Origin of the sequence: Halobacillus campisalis (assembly GCF_030345335.1) — a bacterium.
GTDB lineage: Bacteria > Bacillota > Bacilli > Bacillales > Halobacillaceae > Halobacillus_A > Halobacillus_A campisalis.
Genome location: NZ_JAPVRC010000001.1, coordinates 559,530 through 574,542 on the forward strand (window position 1 = coordinate 559,530; position 15,013 = coordinate 574,542).

The 15,013-nt window shown below is 39.9% G+C and carries 14 protein-coding genes and 5 tRNA genes; 4 read left to right on the forward strand and 15 right to left on the reverse strand.

Going from position 1 to position 15,013, the window contains the following annotated elements:
- Positions 1–55 precede the first annotated feature (55 nt).
- From O2Q26_RS02795 to O2Q26_RS02830, 8 genes are all read right to left on the reverse strand, one after another.
- The gene (locus tag O2Q26_RS02795) at positions 56–1,291 is read right to left on the reverse strand and encodes an MFS transporter (protein WP_289214467.1); all 1,236 of its coding nucleotides are present in this window, start codon (positions 1,289–1,291) and stop codon (positions 56–58) included.
- A 106-nt stretch (positions 1,292–1,397) separates the two neighbouring features.
- Complete coding sequence (locus O2Q26_RS02800; RefSeq protein ID WP_289214468.1) at positions 1,398–2,012, reverse strand: superoxide dismutase; 615 nt, start codon at positions 2,010–2,012, stop codon at positions 1,398–1,400.
- A gap of 388 nt (positions 2,013–2,400) precedes the next feature.
- Positions 2,401–2,476: transfer RNA gene (locus O2Q26_RS02805), tRNA-Phe, on the reverse strand.
- Between the two features lie 150 nt (positions 2,477–2,626).
- A tRNA-Ser gene (locus tag O2Q26_RS02810) sits at positions 2,627–2,719 on the reverse strand.
- Positions 2,720–2,727: 8 nt separating this feature from the next.
- Positions 2,728–2,804: transfer RNA gene (locus O2Q26_RS02815), tRNA-Ile, on the reverse strand.
- Positions 2,805–2,808: 4 nt separating this feature from the next.
- Positions 2,809–2,884 (reverse strand) — tRNA-His (locus tag O2Q26_RS02820).
- A 156-nt stretch (positions 2,885–3,040) separates the two neighbouring features.
- A tRNA-Met gene (locus O2Q26_RS02825) sits at positions 3,041–3,114 on the reverse strand.
- 197 nt (positions 3,115–3,311) lie between these two features.
- Positions 3,312–4,949 carry a Na/Pi cotransporter family protein gene (locus O2Q26_RS02830; RefSeq protein ID WP_289214469.1) on the reverse strand — a complete coding sequence of 546 codons (1,638 nt, stop codon included), beginning with the start codon at positions 4,947–4,949 and terminating at the stop codon, positions 3,312–3,314.
- 219 nt (positions 4,950–5,168) lie between these two features.
- On the opposite strand from O2Q26_RS02830, the gene O2Q26_RS02835 reads away from it, so the two are divergent.
- Positions 5,169–5,660 carry a DUF1189 family protein gene (locus O2Q26_RS02835; RefSeq protein ID WP_289214470.1) on the forward strand — a complete coding sequence of 164 codons (492 nt, stop codon included), beginning with the start codon at positions 5,169–5,171 and terminating at the stop codon, positions 5,658–5,660.
- Positions 5,661–5,699: 39 nt separating this feature from the next.
- Here O2Q26_RS02835 and O2Q26_RS02840 read toward each other — a convergent pair whose 3' ends face one another.
- A complete protein-coding gene (locus tag O2Q26_RS02840; protein WP_352232195.1) occupies positions 5,700–6,341 on the reverse strand; it encodes an NfeD family protein in 642 nt (213 codons plus the stop codon).
- Positions 6,342–6,598: 257 nt separating this feature from the next.
- Here O2Q26_RS02840 and ispG point away from each other — a divergent pair, with 257 nt between their 5' ends.
- Complete coding sequence (gene ispG, locus O2Q26_RS02845) at positions 6,599–7,708, forward strand: flavodoxin-dependent (E)-4-hydroxy-3-methylbut-2-enyl-diphosphate synthase (RefSeq protein ID WP_289214471.1); 1,110 nt, start codon at positions 6,599–6,601, stop codon at positions 7,706–7,708.
- A 43-nt stretch (positions 7,709–7,751) separates the two neighbouring features.
- Here the strand turns inward: ispG and O2Q26_RS02850 are convergent, their stop codons facing one another.
- Positions 7,752–8,201, reverse strand: coding sequence for a hypothetical protein (locus O2Q26_RS02850; RefSeq protein WP_289214472.1), 450 nt, complete (start codon positions 8,199–8,201; stop codon positions 7,752–7,754).
- Between the two features lie 469 nt (positions 8,202–8,670).
- Between O2Q26_RS02850 and O2Q26_RS02855 the strand changes: the two genes are divergently transcribed.
- Complete coding sequence (locus tag O2Q26_RS02855; protein WP_289214473.1) at positions 8,671–8,946, forward strand: DUF2624 family protein; 276 nt, start codon at positions 8,671–8,673, stop codon at positions 8,944–8,946.
- A gap of 139 nt (positions 8,947–9,085) precedes the next feature.
- On the opposite strand, the gene O2Q26_RS02860 is transcribed toward O2Q26_RS02855, so the two are convergent.
- Positions 9,086–9,979 carry a deoxyribonuclease IV gene (locus O2Q26_RS02860; RefSeq protein WP_289214474.1) on the reverse strand — a complete coding sequence of 298 codons (894 nt, stop codon included), beginning with the start codon at positions 9,977–9,979 and terminating at the stop codon, positions 9,086–9,088.
- Between the two features lie 16 nt (positions 9,980–9,995).
- On the reverse strand, positions 9,996–11,318 hold the full coding sequence (locus O2Q26_RS02865) for a DEAD/DEAH box helicase (RefSeq protein ID WP_289214475.1): 1,323 nt from the start codon (positions 11,316–11,318) through the stop codon (positions 9,996–9,998).
- Positions 11,319–11,484: 166 nt separating this feature from the next.
- On the opposite strand from O2Q26_RS02865, the gene O2Q26_RS02870 reads away from it, so the two are divergent.
- Entirely contained in the window at positions 11,485–12,432 is a 948-nt protein-coding gene (locus O2Q26_RS02870) for a 4-hydroxy-3-methylbut-2-enyl diphosphate reductase (RefSeq protein WP_289214476.1), read from the forward strand.
- 285 nt (positions 12,433–12,717) lie between these two features.
- Here the strand turns inward: O2Q26_RS02870 and O2Q26_RS02875 are convergent, their stop codons facing one another.
- The 3 genes from O2Q26_RS02875 to cccA all read right to left on the reverse strand — a co-directional run bounded on the left by O2Q26_RS02875 (position 12,718) and on the right by cccA (position 14,958).
- Positions 12,718–13,830 (reverse strand): Nif3-like dinuclear metal center hexameric protein, encoded by a 1,113-nt coding sequence (locus tag O2Q26_RS02875; protein WP_289214477.1) that lies wholly within the window; start codon positions 13,828–13,830, stop codon positions 12,718–12,720.
- Complete coding sequence (locus tag O2Q26_RS02880; RefSeq protein WP_289214478.1) at positions 13,823–14,530, reverse strand: tRNA (adenine(22)-N(1))-methyltransferase; 708 nt, start codon at positions 14,528–14,530, stop codon at positions 13,823–13,825. The genes O2Q26_RS02875 and O2Q26_RS02880 overlap by 8 nt, the downstream gene beginning before the upstream one ends.
- Positions 14,531–14,592: 62 nt before the next feature.
- On the reverse strand, positions 14,593–14,958 hold the full coding sequence (gene cccA, locus O2Q26_RS02885; RefSeq protein ID WP_289214479.1) for a cytochrome c550: 366 nt from the start codon (positions 14,956–14,958) through the stop codon (positions 14,593–14,595).
- Positions 14,959–15,013: the final 55 nt, after the last annotated feature.

Below are 15,013 nucleotides of genomic sequence, written 5' to 3' on the forward strand. Positions count from 1 at the left end.
ATAGTATACCATCTTTCAATGGCTGAAAGACAGGAGAAAAGAATATCAAAATTGATCAATTCTGCGGTGATTCTTTCGTTTTAAACTGAATATCTTTAATAAAAAAGTATATGAAAAAGTGTCCTCCCCCTACAATTAACAGAATATATGGGATTCCCGTTTCTGGCGGGATAAATACAATCGCCAATAAAAAGACGAGAATCGACAGGACCCTTCCTGCATTCAGAAAAATTTCCCTGACCACAATATACTCAATACGCATTTCCCCTGCATTCCAAGATTTCCCAATTACGTCGTAGGTTAATGATTGATAGGGAACGTAAAGCATCGGAAAGAACACACCGGCTATCGCTCCATAAAATAGCAATAACGATAAACTGTCTCCTAAAAGCAGCAGAAGGACAGAAAGATATAGCGATAATCCTGCATAAAAAATTGCCTTTTTACGACGCCTCGGTTTCACCCATCGTGTACACAAAAAGAAAAACAAAAATGCAAATCCCGAGTAAACTAAATTAAAGACACCTAATGTGAACTCACTTCGCGTCAATAAAAAAATCCAAATAGAAACGGCGAAAAGAAAAGTGCCTTCCCTAAAACCTTGAGACACATGAGCTTTTAAAATTTGGTTCCAATTCGAATTATATTTTCTTTCTAATAATATTCTTCTGAAAGAAAAATTCCCCCTGGCTTTTCTTCGCGACAGACCAAAGCTGATGAACACAGCTAAAATAAAAAAACTGAACGAAATGGCGAAGATGACAGTATAGCCTGTCATTTGGTCAAGACGCGAAATGACATATCCAGCGAATAATGGACCTGTCATACCTCCAAAGGATTGCAATACACCTAAAAATCCATTAAAGAAATCTCTAGTATCTGGTTCTGTGATTTCGAACGTCAGAACATTGTAAGCCAGCCAATAAAATCCATAGCCAATGCCTAGCAGTGATCCAAGCAAAATATTATAATCAGCTGCCTTTTCCCCAATTATCAAAACGGATAGGAAAAACAGCGATAGTACGATGACCCCAGCCCGCAGAACAATAACCCGATCAATTTTCTTGGCACACTTTCCTGCCAAAACGAACGTCAAGGGCTGTAACACATATATGCTGAGATTATAGAGAGCGATATCAGTGTAACTGTTCGACTGCTTCCATAAATATATATTTACAAAAGTACTGGATAAAAAGATGCCTAGAGAGTATAGTCCTCCTATTAATAGCAGAAAAATTAAATCTTTGGAAACATTTTCTTTATTTAACCACACTTTCAACATTGTGAGCATAATTGTATATCTCCTTTTACCCATCTGCTCTTAGTGTAATCAGAACAAATTTAGATATACAAAAAGAAGGGAACAGATTAGCATCTGTCCCCTTCACTCACCATTATTATTTTGCAGCTTCGTAACGCTTAGAAACTTCTTCCCAATTCACAACGTTCCAGAATGCTTTAGCATAGTCTGGACGACGGTTTTGGTAGTTCAGGTAATACGCATGTTCCCAAACATCTAAGCCAAGGATCGGCGTTTTACCTTCCATGATTGGAGAATCCTGGTTTAATGTGTCAATAACCTCAAGGTTCCCATTATTAACAACTAACCAAGCCCAGCCAGAGCCGAAACGGCCTGCTGCTGTTGCTTCGAATTTTTCTTTGAATTGATCAAATCCACCGAAAGTATCGTTGATTTGAGTTGAAAGCTCACCTGATGGCTCACCGCCTCCGTTTGGAGAAAGGATGGTCCAGAATAAGCTGTGGTTTGCGTGACCTCCGCCGTTATTACGGACAGCAGTCTTGATATCCTCAGGTACTGCAGCTAAGTTATTAGCAAGCAGTTCTTCAATTGATTTATCTTGAAGGTCTGCATGCCCTTCAAGAGCACTGTTCAATTTAGTTACATAAGTGTTGTGGTGCTTCGTATGGTGGATGTTCATGGTTTCCTTATCAATAGTTGGTTCTAGTGCATCATATGCGTAAGGTAGTTCTGGTAGTTCAAATTTAGCCATGGTTAACTCCTCCTTTAATAATATGTACATGTTCGGGATTATTTGATATCCCTACAATGTACATTACCAAACGAATTTTTGAGTTGCAAATTATTTGCCCGGCAATTTGATAATTGCTGGGGACACATAGAATGCATTCCCCATGCACAACAAATGAAACATAGAGCTCCGTAAAAATTTACTAACGGATTATTTATATATTTAAAGGCGCTAAACGAATTAAATATACCTCTACATTAAAACCTTGTGTTGGGTCACTTCTACCCGACCTCGCATGTTTTAAGTATTATTCGCGTGAACTTCTATATATAATTGAGTATTCTCTTATCGGCAAAAACATTTCACAAATACAAAACATAAAAAAACAAGCCAGTATGCTTGTTTGAAATGGTGGCTCGGGACGGAATCGAACCGCCGACACACGGATTTTCAGTCCGTTGCTCTACCGACTGAGCTACCGAGCCCTGGTATATAGTTTTTAAAATGCTTCGATTCAAACTTGCATCCGATATCTTTTCAAGGATGTTCTGTACTTGTCTCGTAGCAGGCTGATTCACTGATTGCTTACGTTCCTCGTGAACCCTGCTGTGAAGTTATGGCAAGGAAATATGTAATGGCGGAGGAGGAGGGATTCGAACCCCCGCGGGCCGTGAAGCCCCTGTCGGTTTTCAAGACCGATCCCTTCAGCCGAACTTGGGTACTCCTCCGAAAAAAATGGTGGACCCTGCAGGACTCGAACCTGCGACCGATCGGTTATGAGCCGATAGCTCTAACCAGCTGAGCTAAGGGTCCAACATGGGGCGGCTGATGGGAATCGAACCCACGAATGCCGGAACCACAATCCGGTGCGTTAACCACTTCGCCACAACCGCCATAATTGGAAAGTATAAAATTTTAATATGTAACCTTATCTTTCAACAACTCTTTACTTAAAGAATTAAGTGCTGTGTTCTGAAAATCAGGAACAATAATGCTGCTTGTCTTATACGTTTCGTATCTGACCAAGCCCCTTCAGCACTTAAATATAGTAGCGGCGGAGGGGATCGAACCCCCGACCTCACGGGTATGAACCGTACGCTCTAGCCAGCTGAGCTACACCGCCATTTTGTTAATTTCGCTTCGTTCTCAATTGAAGCGACGCAAATAAATATATCATGGTTTCGAAGGCCTGTCAACAAATTCATCAAATGTTTTTGGCGCCAGAAATAATATAGCACGTGAGGTGCTCGGTTTCAATAGTTTTTTATATATTTATATAAAAATATAAGCCGCTGCCTTTAAGGCAGCGGCTTATAATAGTTAAAGACTTTCTTTTTCACCTAGAACTTCTTCAGCAATATTCACTGCGTGGTCACCTATACGTTCAAGGTTACTAATCATATCGACAAACACAATGCCAGCTTGGCCAGTGCAAAGTCCTTCGTTCATTCTAATGATGTGTTTCTTACGGAAGCTTCTTTCCATGCGATCGAGTTCATTCTCTTTTTGAACAACAGAAAGTGCTTCTTCACGATCCATCGATTCTAATGATTTCGTTGCTTGTTTCACTGTCATAAGAGTCAAATCGAACATTTCGTTTAAATCTTCAACAGCTTGCTCAGTTAATAGAACTTTATTTGAATTTTTATAATCGATCAATTCGATAATATTTTCAAAATGGTCTCCTATGCGCTCAATGTCTCTTACAGAATCCATCAGAGCCGTATGCTTATGACTGTCTTCGTCTGAAAGCTGAGCTTGTGATAGATCTACTAAATAATCTGTTATTTTTCTATCTAGATTATTTAATGCTTCTTCTATTTGCATAGCTAATTCAGAGTGTTTCGGTTGTTTATTATTTAAATACAAACTAGTTTCCTCTAAACCTTTATATGCATATTCACCCATACGAATAACTTCTTCTTTCGCCTGGTCTAATGCTAGAGATGGAGATTGTTCAATGAAAATCGGGTCCAGGTGCTGCGGTTTGTATTCAATTTCTGAATCGTTACCAGGGACGATTTTCATTACGACCCATGCAAGTAAAGCGATAAACGGAAACTGAACGATGGTGTTTGCAATATTGAAAGATCCATGTGCAAAAGCAATCGTCATTTCAGGATTCAAGTCTAATGTCACTCGTAACCAATCGACAAAAGCGTAAAATGGAGCGAGTAATATTAAAAATACTCCAGCGCCTATTACGTTAAATATAACGTGGGCAGCAGCCGCGCGTTTTGCTCCTACACTGGCACCAATGGCTGCTAATACAGCAGTAATTGTTGTTCCAATATTATCGCCGAACAATACAGGCAGGGCAGCCTGGAGATCCATTAGACCTTCCCCGAATAACTGTTGAAGCACCCCGATTGTGGCACTGGAACTTTGTACTATAACCGTGAACAGCGTACCGATTGTCACACCTAATATAGGATTGTCACTCATGCTTAAAGTCAATTCTTGAAATGCTTCTAGTGACCTTAGCGGTTTCATTCCGCCGCTCATAACATCTAAACCGAAAAACAAAGCACCTAAACCGAATACAGTCTGTCCAATATTCGTAACTTTTTTGTTTTTAAAGAAGAATAATAAGAAAGACCCGACAGCGATAATAGGTAGTCCGTACGAACTGATGTCAATACCGATGATAAACGCCGTTACTGTGGTACCAATGTTGGCACCCATAATAACACCAATCGCCTGCCTGAAAGTCATGAAACCGGCATTAACAAGCCCCACTGTTAATACTGTGGTAGTTGTACTGCTCTGGACAAGTACGGTTACAAATAAACCTGCCAGCACACCCATGAACGGGTTACTAGTGAACCGATCCAGTATTTCTCTCAAACGGTCGCCAGCTGTTCGCTGAAGACCATCCGCTAAATATTTTAAACCAAACAGGAAAATACCTAGACCACCAATGAATTCAAAAATCATTTGTTGAACATCGATTTCCAAAGTTTCTCCACCCTTTCTTCATCCAAGTTTATTATCTTTTTCTTTTATAACGCCTTCCCCATTATTGACGAACGCAAAATGCTTTGTAAAGGATAATCATGAATCTTAACATTAAATTTACATTCGCGTTAATTTGACGATATATTACAAGTTTTTCTTGCTAATAAATAGCAATGTCAATTATCATAAAACCGATGATTGTAAAGGGGAAGTTTACATATGACTAAAACTCAGCAGTTTATTAAAAGTTTCTATCACATAAAACTACTTGCCGCCTTTCGAGTACAGCCGATGGGCAAAGCCATCAGCTATCTATTTTATTTAAGCCTGATTCTCTTGCTTCCAGTGCTCGCCAGTTCATTATTTACGTATCTATTTGGCAGCGAATCACCTTCTATCGTTTCAGGTGTTTCCAGTGGTATTTTTATTGTCATTTTTTTACCCTTTATTTATTTTTTGATCGTCTTCGTTTTATTTATAGTAGTAAGTGCTTTCGCAGCTCTTACTCTTCTTTATACACGGCTAACAAGACGTCGCACTGATTTTAAACAGTTATGGAACATTTCCGCACTTGCTATCACTGGCCCTTCCTTTGTCGTTGTAATGATGGAGTCATTTATTTTTTCAAGTACATGGTTTTTATATGTATTCATCATAGCTTCCACCATTTATATAGGATCAGCCCTTAAATATTTGCCTCAAAAAAAATAAAAACGGTCGATTTTCATTTAATGAAAATCGACCGTTTTATTATTCAGTTCCTTTTAATTTCTTGACTAATATTCTCGTGCCGTCGACCGAAGCCACTTTGACTTCATCTCCTTTATAGATCCACTGACCATTAGAGATGGCACTGTATTCTTCTTCGTCAATTTGTATCGTTCCTACAGGTCTCATATCAGTCATCGCCTTTCCAGTTTGACCGATAAGAGCCGAATATGTTTCCTTCATTGAATTGTAACCCATCTCTGAAGATAGCTGATCCGACAAAGCGATTTTCGTCCACATTTCCCTTCTCTTAAATACCTTCAAGAACATTAACGATGCCGCACCGCCTACCAGCACCCCGATGACACTGTACAAACCAGAAACCCAGTCTGGAGCGCTGAAGCCAACAGCAATTACCATCGCTGTTGCTCCAATTGTTGCCAGCGTCCCATCGTTCACTACTTTCCCATCTATAATAATTAAAGCAAGTCCTAAGATGTAAACAAGCATCATAATCGCAAACATATCCGGAGTAAGAAAAGAATAGAAGTACACAGTAATAAAGCCAAATCCTAATACTCCAAAAAGCCCCCGCATGTTGACGAGCAGCTCGCCTATTAAAAACATCGTTCCAAATAATGTTATGAGCAGCACAATCCAATCATAAGATAACAGATTCATCATCCATTCACCCTCTCATATCCTTTAGTTTACATACGTATGAAAATCCATTATGTTTCACTTAGACTGCTACATTTTTATATTCGTTACCCTCATGATATAATTTTTCTTAGCATACGTACACTTTTTTAAGTTTACACAAACTTAACATTAAATATCTCTGTTTTAAGTGACAATACTTCTCATTTCGTATCATACCCCTTATAATATAAAGTGGTATTCATTTAAAGCTTTTTTCAGAAATAAAGGAGCGATTATTAATGGCATTAACTCACAGAAAAGATACTCGACCAGTAAAAGTCGGAGATCTGACGATAGGTGGAGAGGACCAGGTTGTCATTCAGTCCATGACCACTACTAAAACACACGACGTAGAAGCAACAGTAGCTGAAATTCTTCGTTTAGAAGAAGCTGGATGCCAGGTTGTACGCGTCGCATGCCCGGATGACCGTGCAGCAGATGCTATACCGGAAATTAAAAAACGAATTAACATCCCATTGGTTGTCGATATCCACTTTGATTATAAAAAAGCCTTGAAAGCTATTGAAGGCGGCGCAGATAAGATCAGGATCAATCCCGGGAATATCGGTAAAAAGGAAAAAGTCGAAGCTGTTGTGGAAGCCGCAAAAGCAAAAGGAATCCCTATTCGTATCGGCGTAAATGCCGGTTCTCTTGAACGCCATATTTTAGAAAAATACGGCTACCCTACTGCAGAAGGAATGGTCGAAAGTGCTCTTCACCATATTAAAATTTTAGAGGACCTCGATTTTCACGATATTATCGTTTCGTTAAAAGCCTCAGATGTTAAGCTGGCTATCGAAGCGTATGAAAAAGCGGCTGAAGCTATCTCATACCCGCTTCATTTAGGGATTACTGAATCCGGCACATTATTTGCAGGAACTGTAAAAAGCGCCGCCGGACTTGGAGCTATTTTAAGTAAAGGGATCGGGAGCACATTAAGAGTAAGTTTAAGTGCAGATCCTGTAGAAGAAGTAAAAGTAGCAAAAGAATTGCTGAAATCTTATGGTCTTGCTTCAAACGCGGCCACCTTAATTTCATGTCCGACTTGCGGACGAATTGAAATTGATTTAATATCCATCGCCAATGAAGTTGAAGAATATATTTCAACAATCAAAGCACCGATTAAGGTAGCAGTACTCGGCTGTGCCGTTAACGGTCCAGGAGAAGCTCGCGAGGCTGATATCGGGATTGCAGGGGCACGAGGAGAAGGATTACTTTTCCGTCATGGTGAAATCATTCGAAAAGTTCCTGAAGAGATCATGGTTGAAGAACTCAAAAAAGAAGTCGACAAACTGGCAGAAGAGCATTATGAGAAAGAACGCAAAGAAAAAGAAGAGCTGAATGCATAAATCAAACTAAAGGTGGACCCTAATCGGGTCCACCTTTTTTAAATTAAAACACTTGGGTAATCGGAGTCAAGAATAGAGAGAATAAGATGGAAACGATACTTATGATGATCGCCATGTTTCCTAACGTATCCGCTCCTCGTCTTTTTGACACGACACCTAACGCAATACCCACAATTCCTAAAAGAAATGGAGCAAAGAAGAAGGACAGAATTGCCGCCGATAATGCGACCCATCCCATTCCAGCTTTCACGTCAGTTTCCATAGTGGTTTCAGATTCTTCCGAACGAATCGGCTCATTCATTGGCATGACGGCTTCTTGAGCATATTCTTCGTCATAACTCTCGCCATAAACAGGCTGATTAGCTACTCGTTCTACTTCAGTTTCATGCTGTAATTCCTCACCATGCTCTGGTAAAGATGGTTCGTTTTCGACACGATCAGGAAAAGATTGTTCTTCCTCTTGATTCCTTACAGACTTATTTGAATCATCCATGTGTAACCCTCACTTTCTGGTTGGAGAATCAAGGTTAGTATGTGGAGTATCCTGTTTTTAAGTAAGGTATTTAATGGGATGCATGAAAAACCTGTACTCTTCTGAGTACAGGTTCAAGGATCATCTGCAAGCAGACAATTATCATAACGTGGAGTATAAACAGAGTATCTATAAAGCATATTCAGTATAGTAATAAGTTACCTTTACTTTTGGCATTGTACATTTTCTTTTATCACCAGTCTCCTTATAATTTCAGTGCTTTTAGTCAAAAGATCACTTACGTACCTGTAATAGCACAAAAAGAACATGTGCATTTTTTTAGCATTACTCATTTAACTTTTTTCATTCGATTTGTCCAACGCCAAACAAAACTATCCCACAAAAAAAGCCCTCAACTTATCTTATCAAGAACGAAATTCCTGCGCTCATCATAAGGTGTAAAGAATGAAATAAGAAGGGGTATGGATAAATGTTAAAACAGTACATTACCCATAAATTAAAGAACCTGACCGTTGAAGAACTGCTTTATTATAGTAATATGTATAATATTTCCACAAGACGCAGGGAAGCAGAAAAGATCGTTAAAGAATTACGGAGAAACAAGGAAGATCCTTTTGAAAAACAAGGGAGAAAAAAAATGCTGAAGAAGCTCTCTGAAATCACTTCTGCTGAGACAGCTCATTCAGTAGATGTTTTACTTCATAAAATCGCTAAACAATACGGATTAGAAGAATGGCTTCATTAAACTCTCCCACGGATAGAAGAGTTTTCCCGAGCTCGAACGTCTCGAAATTGAGTCTTCCCCATAAGGGAGCTTAAGCATCACAATTTACTAAAGCCTGATACAAAACAAAAAGAAGAGTGCATCCAAGCACTCTTCTTGTTTATTGCTGCATTATTTTCTCTTTTAACTGTGAATCATATTGGCCTTCTTTTAACATATTGATTTCGAATTGGTAGGGAGGCTGTTTATTCTTTTTATCCTCACCCACGTATGGAGTTTCAAGAATTTTAGGGATATCCTTGAATACTTCATGATGAACAATATAGTGAAGGGCTTCAAAGCCGATGTGACCGAACCCAATATTTTCATGTCGGTCTTTAGCAGCCCCCTTGACATTCTTGCTGTCATTGACGTGTACGACTTTTATACGATCCAGTCCGACAATACGATCAAATTGGTCAAGGACACCATCAAAATCTTCCACAATGTCATAGCCTGCATCGTGGATATGGCAAGTATCCAGACATACAGAGAGTTTTTCGTTCAATTGAACCCCTTCAATAATTTCAGCCAGTTCCTCAAAGCTTCTTCCACACTCAGATCCTTTGCCGGCCATCGTTTCTAAGGCGATTTGTACGTTTTGGTCTTTATGAAGGACTTCATTCAAACCTTCAATGATTTTAGGAATTCCTTTATCTACACCTTGTCCCACATGAGAACCCGGGTGGAGGACGATCTGTTTAGAACCCAGGGCTTCCGTCCTTTCGATTTCACTTCTGAGAAAATCCACGCCAAGTTCAAAAGTTTCAGGTTTTGTCGTGTTACCGATGTTAATGATGTATGGAGCGTGCACAACAATATCATCGATTCCCTTCTCTTTCATATGGGAAGCTCCTGCTTCAATGTTCAGTTCCTCGATCGGGCGTCTTCTTGTATTTTGAGGTGCACCTGTGTAGATCATAAATGTAGAAGCACCGTAAGAAGCAGCTTCTTCGCTCGCACCAAGCAGCATCTTCTTTCCTTTCATCGATACGTGCGATCCGATTTTCACCATAAATGTCAGCTCCTTTCTATTTCTTTTTCCGGAAACTTTCACGTTTGAGCTGTCTGTAATTTTTATCAGCTTCTTGCTTCATTTTTTTCTTATAGCCTGGTTTAACCTTTTTAGGTTTTCTGACCATTTGTTTCGCTTGCTTTTCCATATCGTTTTCATTTCGGTTACGCTTTTGCCGCTCTTTGTAGGATTTAGCCTCTACCCATTCTCCATTTTTCACTTCATAGAATGTAAAAGATAAACCTCTTCGCTCTAACTTCTCGATTAGCGGCAAGTCTTCTTCGGCATAAAGATTAATGGCAGTTCCTTGCATCCCTGCTCTCGCCGTACGGCCTACACGGTGGACGTAGAACTCCTCCTCTTTAGGCATTCTTGCATTAATTACATGACTTACCCCTTGGATATCAATGCCTCTTGAGGCCAGATCAGTGGCCACAATGTATTGGTAACGAAGATTTTGCAAATCTTTAAGCATTCTTTTCCGTTCGCGGGGGCTTAGTCCGCCATGGATGATTCCAGTTTCCAATCCCCGTTCCAGTAAATCATTAGCCAGTTCATCAGCCTGCTCTTTTCCATTCGTAAAAATAATGGCTAAATAAGGCTGGATTGTCTTGGAAATATCAATGATGATATCTGCAGGGTTTTTATGACGCAGCGCGACGAGTCTATGCTCCATTGTTTCTGGAGAAGGCTTATTATCCTTAATTTGAATGTGAGTGGGATTCGATAAATATTTTTTTAAGAACGGCTGCAGTCGTTCCGGAATAGTGGCCGAAAAGACAAGCATTTGAAGATCTTCATGCATGCGAAGCAAAATTTGATCGACATCTTCTATAAATCCTAGATCAAGCATTAAATCCGCCTCATCTAAGACAAAGGCTTTCGTCTCATGTAATACAAGGGCTTCCTCTTTAACCATATCCAATACTCGTCCCGGGGTTCCGACGACGATATGCGGTGGATTAGAAGATAATTTATCCATCATTTTTTGCTTATCGGTCCCACCAATCACGAGACTTGATCGCCAAACGTCCGTTTTCCCTGCATACTCGATCGCTTTTTTGACTTCATCATAAATCTGATAAGCCAGTTCCCGAGTAGGAGCGGTTATTACAAATTGAACACCTTTGGCGCCTTCTTCTATTTGGTTGAATAACGGCAACAGGTAAGCGTGCGTTTTCCCGGACCCAGTGTGCGACTGCCCAATTACACTTTCACCCCGTAAAGCTGCCGGTATCACTTCTATTTGAATAGGAGTAGGTTCTTTAAAACCCAGTCCTTCAATTATTTGCTTTACGTCTGAACGTATCGCATATTCGTTAAATGAATGATTACTCATATACGTGCTCCTTTAATGTAAAATATCCCTACCCTATTATAATCGACTGAAGAAAGAATTGCACGAACTGTAGACATTCTTTGTCATCTTCTGCTTTAGCCTTTATAATAGTGAGTGAGAAATATTGTTGTAAAAGTTGCTAAGAACGAAGAGGAGGATTTATGAAATGGAAGTCATAAAAATCGCCCCTCGCGGTTATTGTTACGGAGTGGTTGATGCCATGGTCATCGCACAGAATGCGGCGAAAGATCCGAATTTACCACGCCCTATATATATTTTAGGAATGATCGTTCACAATTCTCATGTTACAGAAGCATTTGAAAGTGAAGGAATTATAACCGTCGACGGAAAAAACCGTATGGATTTATTAGAAGGAATCAACGATGGTACGGTTATTTTCACTGCACACGGCGTTTCACCTGAAGTGAAAGACCGTGCGAAAAGAAAAGGCTTGACGACGTTAGATGCTACTTGCCCTGACGTTACGAATACGCATAATCTCATTCGCGACCGTGTGGAGGAAGGATATGAAATCGTATATGTCGGAAAAAAAGGACACCCTGAACCTGAAGGCGCCATGGGTGTAGCACCAGGTAAAGTCCATCTCGTACAGACAGAAGAAGATGTTGAAGAGCTGGAATTAGATCATGATAAACTGTTGATCACCAACCAGACCACGATGAGTCAGTGGGATGTTTATGACGTAATGGAAAAAGTCAAAGAGAAATATCCTCACGTAGAAAAGCACCAGGAGATTTGCATGGCTACCCAGGTCCGTCAGGAGGCAGTGTCAGAGCAAGCCAAAGATGCGGATTTGACGTTGGTAGTTGGAGATCCAAAGAGTAACAATTCAAACCGTCTAGCTCAAGTATCTATTGAAATTGCAGGCACACAAGCTTACAGAATAGCTGATGTTACAGAGATAGAACTTGAGTGGCTCGAAGGAGTTTCTAAAGTAGCCGTAACGGCCGGAGCCTCTACACCAACACCGATTACTAAAGAAGTGATTAGATTCATCGAATCATTCGACCCTGATAACGAGGAAACATGGGTTCGCGAGTCACTAGTTGAACAAAAGAAAATACTGCCTAAAATCAGAGCTAAGAAGAAATAAACTAAACAAAAGGTCATCCGTTCACTAGACGGATGACCTTTTGTTTGAACAAAGAGATAATTAATAGTGTTAGCTGGTTTTATATAAAGTAGTTATCAATAATATGGCAGGATTGTTGTATACTCAATTTCGAGACATTCCGTGAGTGAATCAGGTCTACGGGGAATGTCTCGCTATCCGTGGGAACGCAGTGACCTCCTAGGATGCAACAGGCAAACCTTTTCCCGCAGTCCCTAAGCCCCGAATATGTCTCGAAGATAATTCTTCAAGAAGAGGGAGTTTATTTTAACAAAAACGAAAAGGTTCAGTGTTCGAAGCAGAGATAAAAAACTTTACTTCATTAGAAAATTTATCATCAAAATATTTTTTCAAAACCGGGTTGACCACTTTTTCTACATGATGGCCAGGATCAATAACCATCAACCCGTTTTCCCAAGCCTCTTGCGCTAAATGGAAAGTCATATCTCCCGTTATATATACATCAGCACCTTTAGCTAAAGCAGCTCCGTGATATTTTTCACCGCTCCCACCCAGCAGCGCTACGCGCCTGACTTTTTGATCAGGCTCCCCGATAAAGCGGAGCTTTGGTACTTGATATTTTTCTTTAACCAATTCACAAAGAGTATGCAGTGTCATTTCACTACTTAAATCACCGATTCTCCCCACTCCCCTTTTTTGACCTTCATTGAGTAAAGGGAATACATCATAAGCAGCTTCTTCATATGGATGAGCTTTTCTCATAGAATGTATGACCGTATCCACTTTTTCTTTAGGTAAAATGGTTTCTAACCTATCTTCTTTCACTTTTTCAAGGTCGCCTTGACTACCTATTAATGGGTTTGAGCCTTCTAGAGGTTTAAACGTCCCTTCTCCGCTCACTTGATAGGTGCAATGGCTATAATCGCCTATATGTCCGGCTCCAGCTTCACTGATTGCATCCCTTACATAATCTGTGTGGCTCTCTGGAACAAATACTGTTAGTTTAACAAGTTCTTCATTATTAGATTCAATTAAAGGCTTTAGGTTTTCAATTCCAAGAAGTTCTGCCATAGCATCATTTACTCCACCTTCAGCTACATCCAAATTCGTATGAGAAGCGTACACCGTAATATTATGCTGAATCAATTTTTTTATAGCTCGTCCTTTAGGTGTATCAAGGTTTATTTCATTGAGCTTGATAAACAACAAGGGATGATGAGCGACAATCATATCTGCTCCTTGCTCAATCGCTTCATCTACAACATTCTCCAGCACGTCCAGAGTAATCATCACTTTTTTTACGGGCTGCTTGAGAGACCCTACTTGCAGCCCCACATTGTCCCAGTCAAATGCATACTCTTTAGGCGCTATTTCCTCTAATGATTTGATAATGTCCGATGCGGTTACGTTATTAGCCATTTGTTAATGCCTCCTCGATCCATCGAATTTCTTTTTCAAATATTTTTAATTTACTTTCATCAGGAAAAGGTGAATTCTGTATTCGATGAATGATTTGTTGTTTCTTTTCCTTTTCCTGTTGCCATTTCATCTGAAACGCATCATTTTTCTCTTCTAATAGATGAGGGCCGAACCAAAGCTGTTTTTCGAGAATATTTTCATTATAATTTTCCAGGCCATCTCCTTCTTCAGCTACCAAAATTTCGTAAATATGACCATTCTCTACAATAATACATTCTTCCACTAAATTATAATTATTCTCAATAAGCCATCGTCGGATCGAACGAGCATCTATATTAGGCTGAGCAATTATTCTTGAGACTTTCCTTAGCTTATTTTTCCCTTCTTCAAGAATATCTCTTATTAAAGGACCGCCCATACCAGCAATCACAATTTGATTTACACGTTCATCTATGACTTCTAACCCGTTTCCCTGTTTGACTTCAATTCTGTCCTCCAATTGATTGTCTGCTACTTCTTTTTGAGCACTCAAAAAAGGACCTCGATTGAGTTCACCCGCAATGGCAAAAGCTTCTGAATTGCGGCTGCAAACATAACAGGGCAGATAAGCATGATCTGATCCTATATCTGCAAAGTATACCGGTTCTACTAAATAATCAGCTATCGTTTTCAGCCGCTTTGATAATTGATTTCCGTTCATGTTGCAATCTTTCCTCTCATAAAAAGAAAAGCTTCCTGAATGAACAGAAAGCTTTTCTCAATTTATTGATGTTCTTCAGCAAGCCACTCTGCTAAAGTCGCAGCATCGTCACCTGTATAAAGACCTGCAGGCATAGCCCCATCGCCTTTACCATTTTCAATGATGTCCTGGATTTCAGAGGCATCATATTGAGAACCTACTTCTTGAAGACTCGGACCATTTTGGCCTTCGAGGTCTCCACCATGACAACTGGCACACTGTTGTTCATACATTTCTTCTGGTCCAGCAGCGGTTTCTTCTGTTCCTTCACCATCTTCTGCGTTTTCAATTGCATTCCTTTCGTTGACTCCAACTGATGACACAACAATCATCACTAGAATCCCGAGCACAGCAATAATCGCAAAAGGAATCACAGGGTTTCTTTTCATTAGTTGCATCCTCCTTATGTATTCCCTAAAAGTATGAGAGATGTCTAATAGACTA